Source organism: Kerstersia gyiorum, assembly GCF_004216755.1.
In the GTDB taxonomy this organism is placed as follows: domain Bacteria; phylum Pseudomonadota; class Gammaproteobacteria; order Burkholderiales; family Burkholderiaceae_B; genus Kerstersia; species Kerstersia gyiorum.
Window position 1 is genome coordinate 674,926 of the sequence record NZ_SGWZ01000001.1, and the last position, 19,330, is coordinate 694,255.

A 19,330-nucleotide genomic window follows, 5' to 3' on the forward strand; every position below is an offset into this window, starting at 1 on the left:
GCCGGGCGCGCACAAAAAAGCCCGGCCTGAAGGTGGGCCGGGCGTGTGATCTTTTGCTGCGTAGGGCTGGCATACAGGAGCGCCAGCCGAGAGGTCGTCACCAACACCCGGACATGCTGCGCCACCAGCGCCAGCTGGCGCGTGCGGAACGGGATGCGGGTGCGATGAACATGGAATTCGGGTCTGGTCTTTTCTGTGGTCAGGGCTGGTTGCGGCGGGCAATCCACCCGGCGGCTTCCAGCAACGTGTCAACTATACCATCGACATCCAGCGTCTGCACATCCAGCCCTTCGTTGTAGCCGTAGCTGACGGCCAGCGCGGCGCAGCCTGCGGCGCGCGCCGCCTGGGTGTCGTTGATGGAGTCGCCGATCATGAGCGCCTCGGCCGGTGCCACGCCTGCCAGCCCGCAGGCATGCAGCAGCGGTTCGGCTTCCGGTTTCTTGCGTGCGCAGGTGTCGCCGCATACCACGATGGGGAAGTACCCATCCAGGCCCATTCGAGCCAGCAGCGGCGGGGTATAGGCCTGGGGCTTGTTGGTGACCACGGCCAGCGGCAGGCCCTGGGCGCGCATGGCATCCAGGCCGGCGATGACGCCGGGGTAGACACGGGTATCGGCGCCGTTGAGTTCGCGGTAATGCCGTTGGAAACACGCCAGCGCATGCTCGAACCCGTCGGGCAGGGGGCCTTCAAGACTGGCGTCGCCGGTCATGGCCCGCCGCACCAGGACCTGCATGCCCTTGCCGACGAAAGTCGCCAGCAGCGCCAGGGGCAGCGGCGGCAGGCCGAGGTCGGCACGCATGCCGTTGGCGGCGTTGGCGAGGTCTGGAATGGTGTCCAGCAGGGTGCCGTCCAGATCCAGCAGGACCAGCTTGATGGCGCTCATGTCAGCTTCCGGCTCAACAGGTTTGCAGGCTGCCGTCCACGCGTGCCATTTCGGCGCGCATGGCGTTGATCACGGCGGCGTAGTCGGGCTTGCCGAAAATGGCCGAGCCTGCGACGAAGGTGTCGGCACCGGCTGCGCGGATGGCGCCGATGTTGTCGACCTTGACCCCGCCGTCGATTTCCAGGGCGATTTCCTGGCCGCCCTGCGCCGTCCAGGCGTCAATGCGGGCACGCGCCTGGCGCAGCTTGGGCAGGCTGGACGGCAGGAAGGCCTGGCCGCCGAAGCCGGGGTTGACCGACATCAGCAGGACGAGGTCGAGCTTGTCCATGACATGGTCCATCCAGTCCAGCGGCGTGGCAGGGTTGAAGACCAGGCCGGCCTTGCAGCCGTGGTCGCGGATCAGCGACAAGGTGCGGTCCACGTGGCGCGAACCCTCGGGGTGGAAGCTGATGATATCGGCGCCAGCCTTGGCGAACATCGGGATCAGGGCATCCACCGGTTCGACCATCAGGTGCACGTCGATCGGCGCCTTGACGTGTGGGCGGATCGCTTCACAGACCAGCGGGCCGATAGTCAGGTTGGGAACGAAATGGTTGTCCATGACGTCGAAGTGGATCCAGTCCGCGCCAGCGAGCAGGACGTTGCGCACTTCTTCGCCCAGGCGGGCGAAATCGGCGGACAGAATGCTGGGAGCGATGCGGGCGGGCGGCAGGGACGTTTGTTCTGGCATGATAGCGGCCTGGAAGGCAATGAATGGCGGTGCAGTGCGCCGCGCTGTAATGGCGATCAGATCTGGCGGACGGCGGCCCACTGGCCGCGATCCTGCAGTATTGCCGCCGGGCATGGCTGGGCACCGGTAGGACCGGTGACGCCAGATGGCCAGGCAGGCTGCCGACATTATTGCAGTTTTGGGGGGCAGAGGTCGCGTTTTGCGCCGTTCGCAGGGCGGCCGCGGCCATGTGAGGGACTAGGGGGAAGATTTTCATGCGAGACAAAACATATGACCTGACGGTGACCGTCGTGCCGCGCTATGTGCCCGAGCAATCGCAGCCGTCGGCGGACGAGTATCTGTTTGCGTATACCGTGACGATCGCCAATACCGGTACGCGCCCGGCGCAGGTGATCGCGCGCCATTGGGTGATTACCGATGCGCAGCAGCACCAGCACGAAGTGCGCGGCCTGGGCGTGGTGGGCAAGCAGCCACTGCTGGCACCGGGGGAGTCCTTCGAGTACACCAGTGCCTGCCCCTTGCGGACTCCTGCGGGAACCATGCGTGGCACGTATCATTGCGTAGGTGAGAACGGCATCCCCTTCGATGTCGCGATACCGGAATTCATGCTGGCAGTGCCCAGTACGTTACATTGACCCTGAGCCACGGCACGCGGAAAAACTTCGCGCGCCGCTGTTATGGCGGTCCTATAATTGTTCAAGAACTTACCGGGCGGTTCATGAAGCTGACGCGTTTACTTCCATTTTTGATAGGTGGCGCCGCATTGCTGGCGTCTTGTAGCACGACGGGGCCTGTGCCCGAGGGCGGCCAGCCCCCGGTGCAGTCGGCGACCGATGTGGTGACGGGCGAGGCAGCGCCTGAGGCGCGTAGCCTGTTGCCCTTGCGGGTGCCCCCCTTGTCCAGCCTGCGCGATACCACGGCACGCCGTCTCGATGGCGGCTGGACGCGCGCCGAGTGGTCGGAAATGCCTGACTGGAGCACCGAGCCCATGGACCAGGCCTGGGTGGCCTTCCTGCGCAACTGCGCCGGCCTGATGCGGCCCACCGGCGGTTCGCTGACGGCGCCAGCGCGTGCCGCGCCGCGCCCCTGGCATGCGGTGTGCGCTGCCGCCGCTGATGCTTCCAAGGCGCCGGACGCCAACGACCCCGCCTCCATTCGCCGCTTCCTGCAACAGCATTTGCAGCCCTGGCGCCTGGACGAAGGCAAGGGCGCTGCCGCCAATACCGTGACGGGCTATTACGAGCCGCTGGTGCGCGGTTCGCGCGAGCGCGGCGGCGTTTACCAATGGCCGCTGTATGCCGTGCCGGCCGATCTGCTGACGATAGACCTGGGCGCGGTCTATCCCGAACTGGCAGGTAAGCGCGTGCGCGGCAAGCTCGTCGATGGCCGCCGTGTGGTGCCCTATGACACCCGCGCCGAGATCGCCGCCGACAGCGCGCGCCAGCCGGCTGCAATTGTCTGGGTGGATGATCCTGTCGATGCCTTCTTCTTGCAGATTCAAGGCTCGGGCCGGGTGCTGCTGACCGACGGTCCGGACAAAGGCAAGACCTTGCGCCTGGCCTATGCGGATCACAACGGGCGGCCATATGCGTCGATAGGCCGCTGGCTGGCGGATCAGGGTGAGCTGACGCTGGCCCAGGCTTCGATGCAGAATATCCGGGCCTGGGCGCGCCGCAATCCGGCGCGTGTGCAGGAAATGCTCAATGCCAACCCCGCCATGGTCTTCTTCCGCGAGGAAACCATCGTCGATCCGTCCGAGGGCCCCAAGGGTGCCTATGGCATTCCGCTGACGGGGCAGCGCTCCATCGCAGTGGATACCCGCTATGTGCCGTTGGGTGCGCCGGTGTATCTTGCCACCACGCTGCCGTCGTCCAACCAGCCGCTCAACCGCCTGGTCTTCGCGCAGGATACCGGCGCGGCGATCAAGGGTGCGGCGCGGGCGGACTTCTATTGGGGCTTTGGCGACGAAGCGGGTGAACAGGCCGGCCGCATGAAGCAGCGCGGCCGCATGTGGGTGCTTTGGCCCAAGACGGCCGGGCAGCCGGCAGCACGATGATGGGCGGCATTGTTATCTGCGGCGCCGGCAATGCCGGGCTGGCAACAGCCCTGGCCCTGGCGCGCCAGGGCCAGCGTCCGGTGATTCTGGCGCCACGCCGGCCCGTGCCGCCGCCCCAGGCGGACGTCTATCATGCACGTGTCTATGCCATTTCTCCCGCCAGCCAGGCATTCCTGCAGGAATTGGGGGTCTGGGAGGCGATGGAACCCGGGCGCGTGGCACCCGTGGCCGGTATGGACATCCATGGTGATGCCGATGGCCGCCTGGACCTGCACGCCTGGCAGGCGGCACGCGACGCATTGGCCTGGATCGTCGAATCCAGCGAAATAGAGCGTGCGTTGCAGCAGGCCGTGAGAGTGTTCGGCCTGGAATGGCGCGACGAGGAAGCCGTGCGCTATGACGCCGGGGTGCTGCATACCAGCAAGGGCGCTGCCTTGCAGCCGGATCTGCTGATCGGTGCGGACGGCGCGCGCTCGCTGCTGCGGGCGCATGTTCCCGACGTCAGTTCGCGGGCCTATGGCGCCACCGGCCTGGTGGCGCACCTGGATGCCGAGTTGCCGCACGGCGGTATCGCCCGGCAGTGGTTCCGCGATGATGGCGTGCTGGCCTTGCTGCCCATGCCGGATACCGCGCAGGGGCCGCAGGTTTCGATGGTCTGGTCGATGAAGGATGAACACGCGCGGGCCATGAAAGCCTTGCCGGCGGACGAGGCCGCGCAGGCCTGGTCGCGCCGCCTGGCGCAGGCCACCGAAGGGTGCCTGGGCAACCTGGCCCTGCGCAGCGCCGTGCACGGCTTCCCTCTGACGCTGGATCGCACCGGCATGATCGGCGAGCGCCTGGCGCTGGTGGGCGATGCTGCACATCGGGTGCATCCGTTGGCCGGGCAGGGCTTGAACCTGGGCCTGGGCGATGCGCGTGAACTGGCGGCCATTGTTGGCGGCAGGGAAGATTTTCGCACCGCTGGCGACCCGCTGCTGTTGCGGCGTTATCGTCGCAGGCGGGCTGAGGCCGTGGGCGCGATGGCGCTGGCGACCGACGGCCTGCAACGCCTGTTCGATGCGCAGCCAGCGCCGCTGGCGTGGCTGCGCAACACCGGCATGTCGCTGGCAGGGCGCCTGCCAGGGGTGCAGCGCTTGTTGATCGAACAGGCGTCGCGCTAGGAATAACAGGGATGCGTCCCGGGAAGTCTCAGGAGAAACCCGTTCATGTCAGTCAATTCAATCCGGCGCTGGCGCGCCGCTGCCGCAGCCGCTTTCGTGGTCTGCATGATGGGCGTGCTGGCGCCGGCGGCCCAGGCGGCGAAGGCCACCGAGCCTGCGGTTGCCGAAGCGGCCACGATCAGCCGCCTGTTCGCGCAGCGTTTCGACGGCGTGCAGCCGGACGAAGTGCGCAGCGTCGGCTATGGGCTCTATGAGGTGCGGATTGACGACAGCCTGTTCTATACCGATGCCGGCGTCAGTTACTTGATGCAGGGCTACCTGGTGGATGCGGCGACGCGCCGCAACCTGACCCAGGAACGCATGGACCAATTGTCCGCCATTGACTTCGACCAGCTGCCGCTGGACCTGGCGATCAAGCAGGTGCATGGAGACGGCTCGCGCCGCCTGGCCGTGTTCGAAGATCCGAACTGCCGTTTTTGCAAGCAATTGCGCCAGACGCTGGCGGATATCGACAATGTGACGGTCTATGCTTTCCTGTTCCCCATTCTGTCCCAGGATTCGCATGACAAGTCGCGTGCGGTGCTGTGCGCCAAAGATCCTGGGGCGACCTGGGACGCCTGGATGCTGAAGGGAATCGCGCCCCGGGCCGAAAACTGCGATGCGCCGCTGGATCAGTTGCTGGCGCTGGGAAAGCGCCTTAATGTGCGCGGTACGCCCGCCGTTTTCTTCGAGGACGGAACGCGCGCGCCCGGTGCGCTGCCCGCCGATGAATTGCGGGCGCGTCTGGATCGCGCCCAGCAAGCCACACGCTGAACCTTCAGCTGCCCCCGCCAGATATCAGGAAGCCGAATATGTCTTTGCCACCAGTTTTTCCCGCGCAAGTCATCGCGCGATGGCTCTTGATACTGGTGTTGGTTGCCGGCGTCTATTTCTTCGGCAGCTTCCTGGTGCCGGCGCTGGCCGCGCTGATCATAGGCATCGCTTCCTGGCCCTTGTATTCACGCTGGGTGCGGGTTTGCAATGGGCGCACTGCGCTGGCGGCGACCTGCGCGCTGCTGGTCGTTATCCTGGTGTTGATCGTGCCGCTGTCGCTGGCGCTGTCCTACGCCATCCAGGAGGCAGGTAATGTCCTGGGCTGGCTGCAGGGTGCCAACCGCAACGGCCTGCCCGTGCCGGAGTGGCTGCCGGCCCTGCCGGTGGTCGGCGAGCGCTGGGCGGGCTATTGGCAGGAACACCTGGGCGAACCGCATGCGCTGGGCTACTGGGTGCAGGTTCTGAGCGGGCAGCATCTGGGCAACATCTACCGCTGGGTGCTGTCGGCCACCGGCAACCTGTTCCATCTGGCGCTGACGGTACTGTTCATGCTGATCACGCTGTTTTTCGTTTACAAGGACGGGACCGCTGTCGTGGCGCAGCTGGACCTGGCCGGCGAGCGGATTTTCCCGGCGCGCTGGCAACAGTTTTCGCGCATGGTGCCGGCGACCATCGGTTCGACTGTGACCGGCATGGGGGTGATCGCCATTGGCGAAGGCGTGGTGCTGGGTATCGCGTACTGGGTGGCGGGCGTGCCGTCGCCGGTGCTGCTTGGCGTGATCACCGGTTTCATGGCCTTGATTCCTGGCGGCGCCCCGTTGTCCTTCACCTTGGTCTCGCTCTACTTGATGGCGTCTGGCGACATCGTTGCCGGCGTGGGTCTGCTGGCCTGGGGTAGTATCGAGCTGTTCATCGTGGACAAAACGTTGCGGCCGCGCCTGGTGGGCGGCCCGGTCAAGCTGCCGTTCCTGCCAACCTTTTTCGGCCTGGTGGGCGGGGTCAAGACCATGGGTTTCGTCGGCCTGTTCGTCGGGCCGGTACTGATGGCGTTGCTGGTGGCGATGTGGCGCGAATGGCTGCGCAATATCCGCGCTGAGCGCGCGCGCAAGCAACAGGGCCGGCTGACGCAGGAGCGCGGCAAGGTCCAGGCGGAAGGGCAGGACGACGGGATTTGACCTGTTCCGGTGTCGGGGCGGGAATTTTTCACATCGCGAGGACAGCATGAGTATCAGCATTCGCCAGAACGACAAGGACGCGCTGCGCCTGACCGCAGTCGCGGCAGGGCACGAGTTGGCGCTGGATATGCCCGCACCCCAGGGCGAGGGGCCGGATCCGCATGATTACTTCGATACCGCGCTGGGTGGCTGCAAGGCCATGACGGTGCTGCTGTATGCGCGCCGCAAGGGCTACCCGCTGGAACATGTCGCCGTGAATGTCGAGCGCGACGCCAGCCGCGAACGGGAAGGAGTCTATGGCCTGTCCGTGACCCTGACGCTGCAGGGGGCGCTCGACGAGGCGCAACGGCAGGACCTGCTGGCCATAGCGGACCGCTGTCCCATTCATCGCCTCATGACCCAGGCCGACATCGAAGTCAGCACCCGCCTGGGCTGAACCCCGCAGGGTTGGCTGCGCCCGGACGCGGCCCCGCAAGGCGGCCAGGCGCTTGTCTGGCCTTCATGAAAAATGGCGCAGGAGCTGCATGCTCCTGCGCCATTTTTCTATTGTTGCAAGACTGGCTGTCAGCCCTGCATGCCCGGCACTACCGTGGAGAAGCCTGCATCGACGTGGGTGATTTCACCTGTGATGCCGGCCGCCAGGTCGGACAACAGGAAGGCGGCGGCGTTGCCGACGTCTTCGATGGTCACGTTGCGGCGCAGCGGCGCGGTCTGTTCGACGAACTTCAGGATCGAGGAGAAGTCCTTGATGCCGCTGGCTGCCAGGGTCTTGATCGGGCCGGCGGAAATACCGTTGGCGCGGATGCCCAGCGGGCCGAGGTTGTTGGCGAGGTAGCGCACACTGGCTTCCAGCGATGCCTTGGCCAGGCCCATGGTGTTGTAGTTCGGCACGACGCGCTCGGAACCCAGATAGGTCAGGGTGAGCAGCGAGCCGCGACGGGCTTGCAACAAGGGCAGTGCGGCCTTGGCCAGTGCCGGGAAGCTGTAGGCGGAGATGTCGTGCGCGATGCGGAAACCTTCGCGCGACAGGCCGTCAAGGAATTCGCCGGCGATGGCTTCGCGCGGCGCAAAACCGATGGAATGCACCAGACCGTCCAGGCCGTCCCAGCGCTCGCTCAGTGCCGCGATGGCGCCGTCGATGCTGGCATCCTCGGCGACGTCGCAAGGCAGCACGATATCGCTGCCGAAATCGGCGGCGAATTCCTTGACGCGGTCGGCGAAGCGGTCGCCGACATAGGTGAAGGCCAGTTCCGCGCCTTGCTGATGGCAAGCCTTGGCAATGCCGTAGGCGATGGAGCGGTTGGACAGGACGCCGGTAACGAGAATGCGCTTGCCGCTAAGAAAACCCATGTGTGTCTATCCTGAAAATTAACGAAGGCAGAAGGGCCGGGCAGGGCCGGCCGCATGGCAATCATACCGCCCGGCTTGCGCCGGGGGCGGGAAAGGCGCGCTCAACCGCGCGAATTGGTGCCGGGGATGCGCAGCTTGCGGCCGACGGCCAGGTTGCTGCCCTTGAGGTTGTTGAGGCGGCGCAGCGTGCTGACATCAGTGCCGTAGCGGCGTGCAATGGCGGACAGGGTGTCGCCCCGGCGTACCGTGTGCGAGCGCACGGTCGCAGCGCGGGAGTTGCTGGCAGCCACCGGTGCGACCGGCGCCAGCGAGGCGAACTTCACCTGGTTGCCCGGCTTGGCAGGCAGCAGCAGCGGCTGGCCGCTGGCCGTGCGCTGGCGTGCGCCCAGGCCATTGAGGCGGCGCAACTCGGCTTCGGAGATGCCGTGTTCGCGGGCGATGTCGCGCAGGGTTTCGCCGCGTTTGGGGTGGTAGGTCTTCCAGGCGCTCAGTTCACCTTTGTAGGTGTTGAGATTGGCATAGAACACCTCGACCCGGTCCAGCGGCAGGATCAGCGTCGTGCTGTCCGAGCCCGGAATGATAGGCAGGTTGTAGGACGGGTTCAGCGCACGGAATTCGTCCAGCGGCATTTCCGCCAGCTTGGCGGCGATGTCGATGTCGATATCGCGCGTTTTGGCGATGGTCGTGAAATACGGCGAATTGGGGACTTCCGGCAAGGCGATGGCGTACTGCTGGGGCATGGCCACGATGTTCTTGATGGCCTGCAGCTTGGGCAGATAGTTGCGCGTCTCGTCCGGCATGTTCAGCGACAGGTAGTCCGTCGGCTTGTTGTCGGCTTCGTTGCGGGCCATGGCGCGGCGTACCGAGCCTTCTCCCCAGTTGTACGAGGCCAGCGCCAGGTGCCAGTCGCCCTGCAGTTCGAACAGGTATTCCAGGTAATCCAGCGCTGCCCGAGTGGAGGCGATGGGGTCGCGGCGTTCGTCACGCCACCAGTCCTGTTTCAGGTTGAAGTTCTGGCCGGTGGCCGGAACGAATTGCCACAGCCCGGAGGCATGTGCGCGGGAATAGGCGTCCGGGTTGTAGGCGCTTTCGACGAACGGCAGCAGCGCCAGTTCGGTCGGCAGGCCGCGGCGGTCGATTTCATCGAGGATGTGGTACAGGTACTTGCCGGCGCGGTCTGCCATGCGCTGCACATATTCGGGGTGGGCGGCGTAGTAGTCCGTCCACTTCTGGACCAGCGGCGTATCCAGGTTGGGGATCGCGAAGCCCAGGCGGATGCGTTCCCAGGCGTCGGAGGCCGGGCGCGTCAGGTCGATGATGCGCGAGCTGTCGGCCATGCGTGCCTGGAGCAGCGTGGCGCGGTTGGATCTCTGCGGGGGCGGGGAAGAACGGGCGATCAGCAACGATACCGGGTCGTTGTCCTGGGCAGCCTGTTGTTGGGGGGCGCTGGCGCAACCGGCCAGGACTGCCAGGCACAACGGTAGGATGAATTTGATCAGGTTCATGCAGATAAGTGGCGAATTCGTTAGGCGCAGCAGGTACGGCCAAGGCCGCGCTCAGGCTGCATTCTTCCATTCACGCAAGGCGGCGAAGATGTCCACACTGTTGGAAAGCGAGCGCTGCGCCCATTGTTGGGCAGCCTGCATGACCTGGGGATCGCCAAGGCGGAGGAAGGGATTAATCCCGTATTCTAGTGCGAGCTGTGTGGGTAATGTTGGAATTCCGTGTTTTCTGAGCTCGGATGCACGATTTTTCCATTCTTTTAACGTCTGATTACCAGGATCGACGCTGGCCGCCCAGGCCAGGTTGGATAGCGTATATTCATGGGCACAGCAAACCAGGGTCTCTGGCGGCAGGCCGCTGAACTTCGCCAGAGAGTCATGCATATGGCGTGGTGTGCCTTCGAACAGACGGCCGCAGCCGGCGGAAAACAGGGTGTCGCCACAGAACAGCAGCGGCTGTCCTGCCAGTTCTCCGGCATAGGCGATATGCCCGGCGGTATGGCCGGGAACGTCCAGCACGCGCAGCGCCAGGGCCGGGTCCTCGAACACGACGCTATCGTTCTCGCGCAGCAGCACGTCACAGTGCGGCAGTTGTTCCGTTGCCGGGCCATAGACCCGGGCACCGGTGGCCTGAACCAGTTCCAGCACGCCTCCGACATGATCCGCATGGTGATGGGTGAGTAGAATGGCAGCTAGCTGAAAAGGGTGGCGTTCCAGGAAATCGAGCACAGGACGTGCTTCGCCCGGGTCCACCACGACGGCCTGGCTTGAACCGGCGGCCAGCCAGATATAGTTATCCCGCAGTGCGGGCAGCGGGATCAGCGCGCCGGGAGCGACAGCGTCGGCGGTAGGGGGCGTTGTCTGAAGAATCATGGGGATATGTTCCAGTGACTGACGAAAGCACAATCAGTAAATTGGGCGAGTGGCTGGCCACGCCGCCAGGGGAATATGTCCGCGCCTGGGAGCAGGCCCAGTTCGATGCCATGGTAGCCGATGTTTTTGGCTATCAGGCCTGGCAAGTCGGTATGCCGCAACTGGATGCGCTCAAGGATAATCGCATGCCTTTCAAGGCCTATGCCGGCCTGGTGCTGCCGAGCAAGGGAACAGGCGCATGGCAGGCGCAAATCCAGGCCGATCCGGAGGCCTTGCCATTCGATGCGCAAAGCATAGACCTGCTGGTGCTGCCGCACGTGCTTGAATTCGCCAGCCGTCCGCACGAGGTGCTGCGCGAGGTCGATCGCGTGCTGGTGCCGGAAGGGCGGGTCGTGATTTCAGGTTTCAATCCGTGGAGTCTCTGGGGATTGCGGGAGTCCATTCCCGGTATCGACCCGTGGCTGCCGCATGCCCAGGCCGCGCAGGTGTCGCTGGTGCGCCTGCGGGATTGGTTCAAGTTGCTGGGCTTCGAGGTGGAACGCGGCCGCTACGGCTGCTACGCGCCGCCGTGCCGGACGGAAACCTGGTTGCAGCGCTGGCACTTCATGGAATCGGCGGGTGAGCGCTGGTGGCCGTTCTGCGGTGCGGTCTATGCGGTATCGGCAGTCAAGAAGGTGCAGGGCGTGCGTCTGATCGGCCAGCCCTGGAAGAAAAAAAAGCGGCGTATGCCGCGTGGCGCCCGGGTAGCCGGGGCCGCCAGCATGGAGCAGGCGGTTGCGCCGCAGGCACTGCCTGCGCGTGACATGCCGGTGGACAAGGATAATCGGTGAAGGTAATGGCAGGAAATACGGCAGCATCGGCCCAGACGGCCAAGCAGGTGGAAATCTGGACCGACGGGGCCTGCAAGGGCAATCCCGGCCTGGGCGGCTGGGGTGCGCTGTTGCGCTATGGCCGGCACGAAAAGCCCATGTGCGGGGGCGAGCGGGAAACGACCAACAACCGCATGGAAATGATGGCCGTGATCCGGGCGCTGCAGGCGTTGCGCGAACCGTGCCAGGTGACCTTGCATACCGATTCGCAGTACGTCATGAAGGGCATCACGGAGTGGATGCCCAACTGGAAGCGCCGGGACTGGCGTACTGCGGACAAAAAGCCGGTCAAGAATGCAGACCTCTGGAAAATGCTCGACGAGGAAGTCGGCCGCCATGATGTGACCTGGCGTTGGGTCAAGGGGCACGCCGGGGACCCGGGTAACGAGCGTGCCGACCAGCTGGCCAACCAGGGCGTGGATTCGGTGCGCGGCACTGCCGGGCAGGCTGCTGCCGAGGCGGCGCCGGCAGCCGGGGACTAGCCTGGTTGTTGGCCCAGGTGCGGCGGCGGGCAATCAGCGCGGCGCCCGGCTTGTTTTACACTGATGTCTTTCCGGCAGTGCCCTGCCTGTTTCTATGAGTGAGGAGTCTTGCCCGCATGCGACTGATCGTACTGGATACCGAAACCACCGGCCTGGAACCGGCGCAAGGGCATCGCATCGTTGAAATCGGTGCCGTGGAGGTCGATAACCGCATGGTTACCGACAACTACTACCATCAATATCTGAATCCCGACCGCGACAGCGACCCCGAGGCCCTGGCGGTGCACGGCTTGACCACGGAGTTCCTGTCCGGCCATCCCCGTTTCGAGGAAGTGGCCAGGGATTTCGTGGAGTTCATCCGCGACGGCGAGCTGTTGATCCATAACGCGGCCTTTGACATCAAGTTCCTCGATGCCGAACTGCAACGGGTAGGCCTGGGCAAGGTGCGGGATTACTGCGCCAAGGTGACGGACAGCCTCATGGTGGCGCGCGAGATGCATCCGGGCAAGCGCAATTCGCTGGATGCGCTATGCGACCGCTACGGCATTTCCAATGCGCACCGTACGCTGCACGGCGCCTTGCTGGATACGCGCCTGCTGGCGGAAGTCTGGCTGGCCATGACGCGTGGCCAGGAGTCGCTGCTGGGTGATGTCGATGCTGCGGATAACCAAGCCAGCGGCAACGCGATCCAGTTCCGCAGCGGCAGCGACGATTTCGACCCGTCCAGGCTGGCTGTCCTGCCAGCGGGCGCCGACGAGATACAGGCGCACGCGGATTACCTGGCGGCGCTGGACAAGGCGGTCAAGGGGGAGTGCGTCTGGCGGCGCTATGAACCGCAGTCCGAAGCTGCGCAGTCCTGACAGGCCGATGTGAGACCAGTGCCGATTTGTGTTTCTCTGTGCTGGCCGTCCTGTGGCGCAGGCTGGTTTGTCGGCCATGCAAGAAAAAACTTGCTGCTTCGGTGATTACGATGCTATTATTTCTTTCTGTTCGAGGTTTGAAGAAATCTGGGCGGTTAGCTCAGTGGTAGAGCACTGCCTTCACACGGCAGGGGTCACAGGTTCGAACCCTGTACCGCCCACCAGATTCATGTACGGAAACGTACGGCAGAAACCTGTATGGCATAGCCATGCAGGTTTTTTTGCGTCTGCGGCACTGTATCGGGCCATGAAGCATGGGCACGATGGTCGCGCCTGTCGAAGATACCAAAGGGATGAGCCCGTAATCGCAGCGGTTCGGCATGGAGTGGCCCAAGTGGCTGCGTTTCGCACTGGTGCTGGCCGGAAGCGGTATCCTGGCCTGTGTGCTGGTCAGATTCGCCGAGCTGCTGTGGAAGTTCGTTCTGTGCCTGATTGTGATCGGCGTGGCTTGGGTCATCGGCACGGTCATCTGGCGCATTGTGTAAGGGCGCATCGTCTAAGCGTCTTGCCTCGGCAGGCAGGCGGAGCCTGCCCGGCTGCGCGAGGCAAGACGCCGGGCATGGTGTCGCTGTTTGACTGGTGCGTGCCGGTTGGTGGTGGATAGGTGCCGGGATAGATCCAACCTTGGCCAGGCTCTATCAGCCTCTACCGCCCTTTAGTAACCTTTACACGGCCTGAGCGCCGCCATCCACGGGCAGGGCGATACCGGTCACGTAATCGGAGGCCCTGGATGCCAGGAAGATCACGGCGCCATCCAGGTCTTGGGGATCGCCGGGCCGACCGGCGGGAATGCGGCGCTGGGTGCGTTCCAGCCAGGCCGGATCGCTGAACATGGCCGATGTCATTTCGGTCTTGAACCAGCCGGGCTCGATGGCATTGACCTGGATGCCCGCCGGTGCGAATTCGATGGCCAGGCTTTTGGTCATCTGTCGCAGGCCGCCCTTGCTGGAAGCATAAGCGACGCTTTCGGGCAGGCCGTTGGCGCTGCCATATGAACAGAAATTGATGATCTTGCCGTGTCCGGCCGTGCGCATGTGGCGCAGCGCTTCGGTGGCGCAGATGAAGCTGCCATGCGTGTTGACAGCATGGACGGCAATCCATTCCTCATCCGGGAAATCCAGCGACGGGCACTTGCGGTGGATGCCCGCCGCATTCACCAGAATATCCAGGCGGCCGTGGCGGGCGAGTACTTCCTGCATCACGGCGCTGACCTGCGTGCGTTCGCGCGTGTCGCAGCGCATGGCTTGCGCACCCAGGCGGTCAGCCTGTTCCTGCAGTACGTCTGCGCGCCGGCCCAGGATGATGACAGTCGCGCCGGCGTTGCGCAGCGCGCGAGCGGCGGCTGCGCCCAGGCCGGAGCCGCCGCCGGTCACGACCGCGACCTGGCCGCTCAAATCAAAAAGTTGCTGTGCCGGGTTTGCCATGGTGATGATGTCTCCTTGTCAATGGCGCCAGTGCTGGCAGCGGGGGAAATCCACAGCCCAGACTGGTTCTGGAATGGTATTCCATTTTTGGGTGGCAAGGGGACGGGTGCCCCGGTCGCGGTGGCGGGCAGGCACGGGCAATGGCGTTGCCGCGGGAGCGTCGCTGTTGGTCCTGGCGCTGCCGGCTGGCCGCGCTGGCCGGGTTCAGTCAGGCGTGTGCAGCAGGCCGTCGATACCCATGGTGAGGCTCAGCAGCACGACCAGCAGGATGGAGAAAAGGAAGAGCTTGCGTGCCCAGGGGCCGGGGTTGCCTGGGTCGCAGGGCGCCAGCGTCAGCCTGAGCCAGTAGAGCCCGCCAGCCAGGGCCGTGACCAGGTAGAGCCAGCTGGCGGCGCTGAAAAGCGGCAGCATCAGGCTGCAGGCGGCGAAGGCGGCGGTATAGCCGATGATCTGGCTGCGGGCCGAAGCGAGCCCGTATTGCAGCGGCAGCACCGGGATTCGAGCGGCGCGATAGTCTTGCGCCCGGAAGATGGCGATGGCGTAGGAGTGCGGCATTTGCCACAGGCAGAACATCAGCAGCAGCATCAGCGCACCCATGTCGAAACAGCCGCTGGCCGCACAATAGCCGATCACGGGCGGCATGGCGCCCGACAGGCTGCCGATCAGCGTGCCGTGCACGGTATTGCGCTTGCCGTAGAGGCTGTAGGCGCCGACATAGACGGCAAAACCCAGCAGTCCCAGCAGGGCGGCGAGCGTACCGCCGCCCTGGGTGCCCAGCAGCAGCAGGCCGGCCAGCCCCAGCAATGTGCCGTAGAGCAGGGCGTGGCGGGGGGCGATGAGGCCGGTGACCAGGCTGCGTTGGCGCGTGCGCGTCATCGCGGCGTCGATGTCGCGGTCGATATAGTTGTTGAAGACGCAGCCCGAGGCGATCACCAGGGCCACGCCGGCCGCAGCCGCCAGCAGGGTGGCGAGGCTGGCGTGGCCGGCGGTTCCCAGGAGGAAGCCGCCGACAAAGCTGACCAGGTTGCCGGCGATGATGCCGGGTTTGGTCAACAGCAGGTATTGCCTGAACATGCGCACGGCGGGCCTTGCCTTTACATCATCATGTGGTCGTTCATGCTCCAGATGATCCAGAGCGACAGGCCGACCACGATCAGCAGAATGACTATCGTGAAGACAAAACTGGACAGGTTCCAGCCGCCTTCCGAGTGCCGGTTCATGTGCAGGAAGTACACCAGTTGCACGATGGTCTGCACGATGGCGAAACCGAAAATCAGCAGCAAGGTGGTGGAACGTTCCAGGCCGGTGGGGTACATCACCAGCGCGAACGGAATCAGCGTCAGGATGACCGCCAGGATGAAGCCGGTGTTGTACGAGCGCAGCGTGCCGTAGCTGGCGCCAGCGCTATCGGTATCAGTGTGGCCGTGTTGGGACATGATTACAGGGCTCCCGTCAGATAGACAACAGTGAAGACGCAAATCCAGACCAGGTCCAGGAAGTGCCAGAACAGGCCCAGGCAGGCCAGGCGGGTCTGGTTGCGCGGCGTCAGGCCATCCATCGAGGTCTGGTGGATCAGCACTGCCAGCCAGATCAGGCCGGCGGTGACGTGCAGGCCGTGCGTGCCGACCAGACCGTAGAAAGCGCCCAGGAAGGCGCTGCGGCTGGGGCCGGCGCCTATGCTGGCCAGGTGCTGGAATTCATAGATTTCCATGGCGATGAACAGCGCGCCCAGCACGAAAGTCACGCACAGCCAGCGCAAGGCGTTGCTCTTGTCGCCACGGTGGATGGCCAGCGAGGCATAGCCGAAGGTGATGCTGGAGAACAGCAGCACGAAGGTTTCGCCCAGGACAAACTTCAGGTTGAAGATTTCCTGGCCGGTCGGGCCGCCGGCATAGGCGTTCATGAGCACGACGTAGGTGGCGAACAGGCTGCCGAACAGTACGACGTCGGACATGAGGTAGATCCACAGGCCGAAGACGGTGTTGTCGCCGTGTGCTTCGTGCCCGTGGTGGTCATGGCTGTGGCCGTGGCCTGTGTGCGGCTTGGCGTGCGCGCCGGTACTCGGGTTCAAGGTATGAGTGGACATATTCAGGCCTGGCTCGCTTGGACTTGGGATTGGGCAGCTTGGGAGTGGGCAGCTTGGTAATGGGCGTTCTCGATGCGCTCGATTTCCTTGACCGGCACGTAGTAGTCCGTGTCCTTGTCATAGGTGCGCCAGATGAAGGTGATGATCGTGCCTGCCAGCCCGGCAATGGCCATCCACCAGATATGCCAGATCAATGCGAAGCACAGCGCCAGCACGAAGGCCGACATGATGAAGGGCAGGCCGCTGTTGCGGGGCATATGGATGGGCTCGTAGTGCGCAGGGCGCGCAATGCCGCCATGCTTCTTGGCTTCATGGAAGGCATCGAGCGTATCGGCGCGCGGCGTGACGGCGAAGTTGTAGAACGGCGGCGGCGAGGAAGTCGCCCATTCCAGCGTGCGTGCATTCCAGGGGTCGCCCGTCAGGTCGCGGTTCTTGTTGCGGTCGCGGATGCTGACCACCAGCTGCAGCACCATGAAGAAGATGCCCAGCGCCACGAAGCACGCGCCCACGAAGGCCACGTACAGGTAGGGTACCCAGGCGGGGTTGTCGTAGTGGTTCAGGCGGCGCGTCATGCCCATGAAGCCCAGCATGTAGAGCGGCATGAAGGCCAGGTAGAAACCGATGATCCAGCACCAGAAGGAGTAGCGGCCCAGGCGCTCGTTGAGCTTGAAGCCGAAGACCTTGGGGAACCAGTAGGCGTAGCCGGCGAAGTAGCCGAACAGCGCGCCACCGATGATGGTGTTGTGGAAGTGGGCGATCAGGAACAGGCTGTTGTGCAGCAGGAAGTCGGCGCCGGGGATGGCCAGCAGCACGCCGGTCATGCCCCCGATGGCGAAGGTGACCAGAAAGCCGATGGTCCACAGGATGGGCGTGGTGAATTCCAGCCGGCCGCGGTAGATCGTGAACAGCCAGGTGAAGATCTTCACGCCTGTCGGGACGGCGATGATCATCGTCATGATGCCGAAGAAGGCATTGACGTTGGCGCCGGACCCCATGGTGAAGAAGTGGTGCAGCCAGACGATGAACGACAGAATGCCGATGGCAACGGTCGCGCCCACCATGGACTTGTAGCCGAACAGCTTCTTGCGGGCGAAGGTTGCGGTAACTTCGGAGAACACGCCGAAGGCCGGCAGCACCAGGATATATACCTCGGGGTGGCCCCAGGCCCACACCAGGTTCGCGTACATCATGGCGTTGCCGCCAAGATCATTGGTGAAGTAGTGGGTGTCCAGATAGCGGTCCAGCGTCAGCATGGCCAGCGTTCCGGTCAGAATGGGGAAGGAGGCGATGATGATGACGCAGGTGACGAGCACGGTCCAGGTGAACACGGGCATTTTCATCAGCGTCATGCCGGGGGCGCGCATCTTGATGATGGTCACGAACAGGTTGACCCCGGTGAGCAGAGTGCCCAGACCGGATGCCTGTAGCGCCCAGATGTAGTAATCCACCCCCACGCCCGGACTGAGCTCGATGCCGGACAACGGCGGATAGGCGACCCAGCCGGTCATGGCGAATTCGCCTATGCCCAGCGACAGCATGACCAGCACCACGCCCACCACGAACAGCCAGAAGCTGAATGCGTTGAGGAAGGGGTAGGCCATGTCGCGCGCGCCAATCTGCAGCGGCACGACGATATTCATCAGGCCCACGACAAATGGCGTGGCCACGAAGAAGATCATGATCACGCCGTGGGCGGTGAAGATCTGGTCGTAGTGGTCGGGGTGCAGGAAACCTTCGCTGCCGCCATTGGCCACAGCCAGCTGGGCACGCATCATGATGGCGTCGGCAAAGCCGCGCACCAGCATGACCAGCGCCACGAAGATATACATGATGCCGATCTTCTTGTGATCGACGGAGGTGATCCATTCAGACCAGAGATAGCTCCACTTGCGCAGGTAGGTGATGCCGCCGACCACCGCCAGGCCGCCAATCAGGATGGCGATCAGGGTGATGACGACGATGGGTTCGTGTAGCGGTATATCCGCCAGGCTGAGTTTTCCTAACATGTCCGGTCTCGGTTACAGGGCATTCGGGTGCGTTTCCGGGGCGGCATGTCCGCCCTGGAGGCTATCGTGGCTGGGGGCGTCGTCCTGGGCATGGCCGTGCCCGTCTGCCGGTGCGGCGGCGTGGTGGCTCATATCGACGAACTGGCCGATGATGCGTTCGAACAGCTTGGGCTCGAGGCTGGCGTACTGCTCGATCGGGTAGCGGTAGGGCGGGTTTTCCGGGCGCTTGGCAACTTGCAGGAAACGCTCGAAATCGAAGTCTCCGCTGCCGGCGCGGGTGTGCTGCACCCACTGTTCGAATTGCTCTGGCGGCAGCGCGTGGGCGACGAAGTGCATGTCGGAGAAGCCATTGCCGCTGTAGTTGCCGGAAAATCCGCGATAGTCGCCCGGTTCGTTGGCGATCAGGTGAAGCATGGTGCGCATGCCGCCCATGGCATAAATCTGGCCGCCCAGCTGCGGGATGAAAAAGGTATTCATCGAGCTGTTGGAGGTGATTTCGAAGGCGACGGGGGTATTGGCCGGGATATACAGTTCGTTGACGGTGGCGACGCCCTGTTCCGGATAGAGGAAGATCCACTTCCAGTCCGCCGAAATGGCCTGCACGGTGATGGGCGGCACCTCCGAGTCCAGCGGCCTGTATGGATCAAGTTTGTGTGTACTTTTCCATACAACTACTGAGAGTATGCAAATAATAATGATGGGGAAGCCCCATACAACCACTTCGACTGCGGTGGAGTGTGACCATTCCGGCATATAGCGGGCCTTGGCCGAGGCGCGGTATCTCCACGCGAAGACCAGGCTGAGGATGATGGCAGGCAGGACCACGATCAGCATCAGGCCGACAGCCGTGAAGATCAGGTTGCGCTCCTCTATGCCGACCTGGCCCTTGGAGTTGATCAGTTCCCAGTCACAGCCTGACAGGCCGGCCAGCGCCAGCAAGGCTGGAAGCATGCATAGGTGTCGTATTTTCAACGGTTTCATCGTCATTTCTTGGACATGGG

Annotated in this window: 21 protein-coding genes and 1 tRNA gene; 11 read left to right on the forward strand and 11 right to left on the reverse strand. The window is 64.1% G+C overall.

Features of this window, described 5'->3' with window-relative positions:
• Positions 1–199: 199 nt before the first annotated feature.
• Together EV679_RS03045 and rpe are read right to left on the reverse strand one after the other, a co-directional pair.
• Positions 200–883 (reverse strand): phosphoglycolate phosphatase, encoded by a 684-nt coding sequence (locus EV679_RS03045; RefSeq protein ID WP_130486483.1) that lies wholly within the window; start codon positions 881–883, stop codon positions 200–202.
• 13 nt (positions 884–896) lie between these two features.
• On the reverse strand, positions 897–1,595 hold the full coding sequence (rpe, locus tag EV679_RS03050) for a ribulose-phosphate 3-epimerase (RefSeq protein ID WP_253100126.1): 699 nt from the start codon (positions 1,593–1,595) through the stop codon (positions 897–899).
• 272 nt (positions 1,596–1,867) lie between these two features.
• Between rpe and apaG the strand changes: the two genes are divergently transcribed.
• From apaG to EV679_RS03080, 6 genes are all read left to right on the forward strand, one after another.
• Positions 1,868–2,248 (forward strand): Co2+/Mg2+ efflux protein ApaG, encoded by a 381-nt coding sequence (gene apaG / locus EV679_RS03055; RefSeq protein ID WP_068367399.1) that lies wholly within the window; start codon positions 1,868–1,870, stop codon positions 2,246–2,248.
• Positions 2,249–2,331: 83 nt separating this feature from the next.
• Positions 2,332–3,669, forward strand: coding sequence for a murein transglycosylase A (gene mltA / locus EV679_RS03060; RefSeq protein WP_130486484.1), 1,338 nt, complete (start codon positions 2,332–2,334; stop codon positions 3,667–3,669).
• Positions 3,666–4,829 (forward strand): FAD-dependent monooxygenase, encoded by a 1,164-nt coding sequence (locus EV679_RS03065; RefSeq protein ID WP_127775701.1) that lies wholly within the window; start codon positions 3,666–3,668, stop codon positions 4,827–4,829. The genes mltA and EV679_RS03065 overlap by 4 nt, the downstream gene beginning before the upstream one ends.
• Positions 4,830–4,874: 45 nt before the next feature.
• On the forward strand, positions 4,875–5,642 hold the full coding sequence (locus EV679_RS03070) for a DsbC family protein (protein ID WP_068367395.1): 768 nt from the start codon (positions 4,875–4,877) through the stop codon (positions 5,640–5,642).
• A gap of 38 nt (positions 5,643–5,680) precedes the next feature.
• Positions 5,681–6,817: an AI-2E family transporter gene (locus EV679_RS03075; protein WP_083969373.1), complete on the forward strand. Its 1,137-nt coding sequence runs from the start codon at positions 5,681–5,683 to the stop codon at positions 6,815–6,817.
• Positions 6,818–6,863: 46 nt separating this feature from the next.
• Positions 6,864–7,253, forward strand: a complete 390-nt coding sequence (locus EV679_RS03080; protein ID WP_068367393.1) for an OsmC family protein — start codon at positions 6,864–6,866, stop codon at positions 7,251–7,253.
• 128 nt (positions 7,254–7,381) lie between these two features.
• On the opposite strand, the gene fabI is transcribed toward EV679_RS03080, so the two are convergent.
• The 3 genes from fabI to gloB all read right to left on the reverse strand — a co-directional run bounded on the left by fabI (position 7,382) and on the right by gloB (position 10,542).
• The gene (gene fabI, locus EV679_RS03085) at positions 7,382–8,167 is read right to left on the reverse strand and encodes an enoyl-ACP reductase FabI (RefSeq protein ID WP_068367391.1); all 786 of its coding nucleotides are present in this window, start codon (positions 8,165–8,167) and stop codon (positions 7,382–7,384) included.
• Positions 8,168–8,268: 101 nt separating this feature from the next.
• Complete coding sequence (locus EV679_RS03090; protein WP_068367389.1) at positions 8,269–9,672, reverse strand: LysM peptidoglycan-binding domain-containing protein; 1,404 nt, start codon at positions 9,670–9,672, stop codon at positions 8,269–8,271.
• Between the two features lie 51 nt (positions 9,673–9,723).
• Positions 9,724–10,542 (reverse strand): hydroxyacylglutathione hydrolase, encoded by an 819-nt coding sequence (gene gloB, locus EV679_RS03095; protein WP_130486485.1) that lies wholly within the window; start codon positions 10,540–10,542, stop codon positions 9,724–9,726.
• Between the two features lie 14 nt (positions 10,543–10,556).
• Here gloB and EV679_RS03100 point away from each other — a divergent pair, with 14 nt between their 5' ends.
• The 5 genes from EV679_RS03100 (at position 10,557) to EV679_RS17565 (ending at position 13,298) form a co-directional block, all read left to right on the forward strand.
• Positions 10,557–11,372: a class I SAM-dependent methyltransferase gene (locus EV679_RS03100; protein WP_130486486.1), complete on the forward strand. Its 816-nt coding sequence runs from the start codon at positions 10,557–10,559 to the stop codon at positions 11,370–11,372.
• Between the two features lie 5 nt (positions 11,373–11,377).
• Positions 11,378–11,893, forward strand: coding sequence for a ribonuclease HI (rnhA, locus tag EV679_RS03105; RefSeq protein ID WP_068367383.1), 516 nt, complete (start codon positions 11,378–11,380; stop codon positions 11,891–11,893).
• Between the two features lie 116 nt (positions 11,894–12,009).
• Positions 12,010–12,753, forward strand: a complete 744-nt coding sequence (gene dnaQ, locus EV679_RS03110; protein WP_068367381.1) for a DNA polymerase III subunit epsilon — start codon at positions 12,010–12,012, stop codon at positions 12,751–12,753.
• 149 nt (positions 12,754–12,902) lie between these two features.
• Positions 12,903–12,977: transfer RNA gene (locus EV679_RS03115), tRNA-Val, on the forward strand.
• Between the two features lie 156 nt (positions 12,978–13,133).
• Complete coding sequence (locus EV679_RS17565) at positions 13,134–13,298, forward strand: hypothetical protein (protein ID WP_165389941.1); 165 nt, start codon at positions 13,134–13,136, stop codon at positions 13,296–13,298.
• 180 nt (positions 13,299–13,478) lie between these two features.
• Here EV679_RS17565 and EV679_RS03120 read toward each other — a convergent pair whose 3' ends face one another.
• From EV679_RS03120 to cyoA, 6 genes are all read right to left on the reverse strand, one after another.
• A complete protein-coding gene (locus EV679_RS03120; protein ID WP_068367379.1) occupies positions 13,479–14,237 on the reverse strand; it encodes a glucose 1-dehydrogenase in 759 nt (252 codons plus the stop codon).
• A gap of 204 nt (positions 14,238–14,441) precedes the next feature.
• Positions 14,442–15,311 carry a heme o synthase gene (cyoE, locus tag EV679_RS03125; protein WP_068367377.1) on the reverse strand — a complete coding sequence of 290 codons (870 nt, stop codon included), beginning with the start codon at positions 15,309–15,311 and terminating at the stop codon, positions 14,442–14,444.
• A 20-nt stretch (positions 15,312–15,331) separates the two neighbouring features.
• Complete coding sequence (gene cyoD, locus EV679_RS03130; protein ID WP_068367375.1) at positions 15,332–15,673, reverse strand: cytochrome o ubiquinol oxidase subunit IV; 342 nt, start codon at positions 15,671–15,673, stop codon at positions 15,332–15,334.
• A gap of 2 nt (positions 15,674–15,675) precedes the next feature.
• On the reverse strand, positions 15,676–16,323 hold the full coding sequence (gene cyoC, locus EV679_RS03135) for a cytochrome o ubiquinol oxidase subunit III (RefSeq protein ID WP_068367373.1): 648 nt from the start codon (positions 16,321–16,323) through the stop codon (positions 15,676–15,678).
• 2 nt (positions 16,324–16,325) lie between these two features.
• Positions 16,326–18,329: a cytochrome o ubiquinol oxidase subunit I gene (gene cyoB, locus EV679_RS03140; protein ID WP_068367370.1), complete on the reverse strand. Its 2,004-nt coding sequence runs from the start codon at positions 18,327–18,329 to the stop codon at positions 16,326–16,328.
• A 12-nt stretch (positions 18,330–18,341) separates the two neighbouring features.
• Positions 18,342–19,310 (reverse strand): ubiquinol oxidase subunit II, encoded by a 969-nt coding sequence (gene cyoA / locus EV679_RS03145; protein WP_130486487.1) that lies wholly within the window; start codon positions 19,308–19,310, stop codon positions 18,342–18,344.
• Positions 19,311–19,330: the final 20 nt, after the last annotated feature.

Bases quoted from the DNA above. Each gene is read 5' to 3' on its own strand.
- EV679_RS03045 (WP_130486483.1), bottom strand. From the start codon at position 883: ATGAGCGCCATCAAGCTGGTCCTGCTGGATCTGGACGGCACCCTGCTG.
- apaG (WP_068367399.1), top strand. From the start codon at position 1,868: ATGCGAGACAAAACATATGACCTGACGGTGACCGTCGTGCCGCGCTAT.
- mltA (WP_130486484.1), top strand. From the start codon at position 2,332: ATGAAGCTGACGCGTTTACTTCCATTTTTGATAGGTGGCGCCGCATTG.
- EV679_RS03065 (WP_127775701.1), top strand. From the start codon at position 3,666: ATGATGGGCGGCATTGTTATCTGCGGCGCCGGCAATGCCGGGCTGGCA.
- EV679_RS03070 (WP_068367395.1), top strand. From the start codon at position 4,875: ATGTCAGTCAATTCAATCCGGCGCTGGCGCGCCGCTGCCGCAGCCGCT.
- EV679_RS03075 (WP_083969373.1), top strand. From the start codon at position 5,681: ATGTCTTTGCCACCAGTTTTTCCCGCGCAAGTCATCGCGCGATGGCTC.
- EV679_RS03080 (WP_068367393.1), top strand. From the start codon at position 6,864: ATGAGTATCAGCATTCGCCAGAACGACAAGGACGCGCTGCGCCTGACC.
- fabI (WP_068367391.1), bottom strand. From the start codon at position 8,167: ATGGGTTTTCTTAGCGGCAAGCGCATTCTCGTTACCGGCGTCCTGTCC.
- EV679_RS03090 (WP_068367389.1), bottom strand. From the start codon at position 9,672: ATGAACCTGATCAAATTCATCCTACCGTTGTGCCTGGCAGTCCTGGCC.
- gloB (WP_130486485.1), bottom strand. From the start codon at position 10,542: ATGATTCTTCAGACAACGCCCCCTACCGCCGACGCTGTCGCTCCCGGC.
- rnhA (WP_068367383.1), top strand. From the start codon at position 11,378: ATGGCAGGAAATACGGCAGCATCGGCCCAGACGGCCAAGCAGGTGGAA.
- dnaQ (WP_068367381.1), top strand. From the start codon at position 12,010: ATGCGACTGATCGTACTGGATACCGAAACCACCGGCCTGGAACCGGCG.
- EV679_RS17565 (WP_165389941.1), top strand. From the start codon at position 13,134: ATGGAGTGGCCCAAGTGGCTGCGTTTCGCACTGGTGCTGGCCGGAAGC.
- EV679_RS03120 (WP_068367379.1), bottom strand. From the start codon at position 14,237: ATGGCAAACCCGGCACAGCAACTTTTTGATTTGAGCGGCCAGGTCGCG.
- cyoE (WP_068367377.1), bottom strand. From the start codon at position 15,311: ATGTTCAGGCAATACCTGCTGTTGACCAAACCCGGCATCATCGCCGGC.
- cyoD (WP_068367375.1), bottom strand. From the start codon at position 15,673: ATGTCCCAACACGGCCACACTGATACCGATAGCGCTGGCGCCAGCTAC.
- cyoC (WP_068367373.1), bottom strand. From the start codon at position 16,323: ATGTCCACTCATACCTTGAACCCGAGTACCGGCGCGCACGCCAAGCCG.
- cyoB (WP_068367370.1), bottom strand. From the start codon at position 18,329: ATGTTAGGAAAACTCAGCCTGGCGGATATACCGCTACACGAACCCATC.
- cyoA (WP_130486487.1), bottom strand. From the start codon at position 19,310: ATGAAACCGTTGAAAATACGACACCTATGCATGCTTCCAGCCTTGCTG.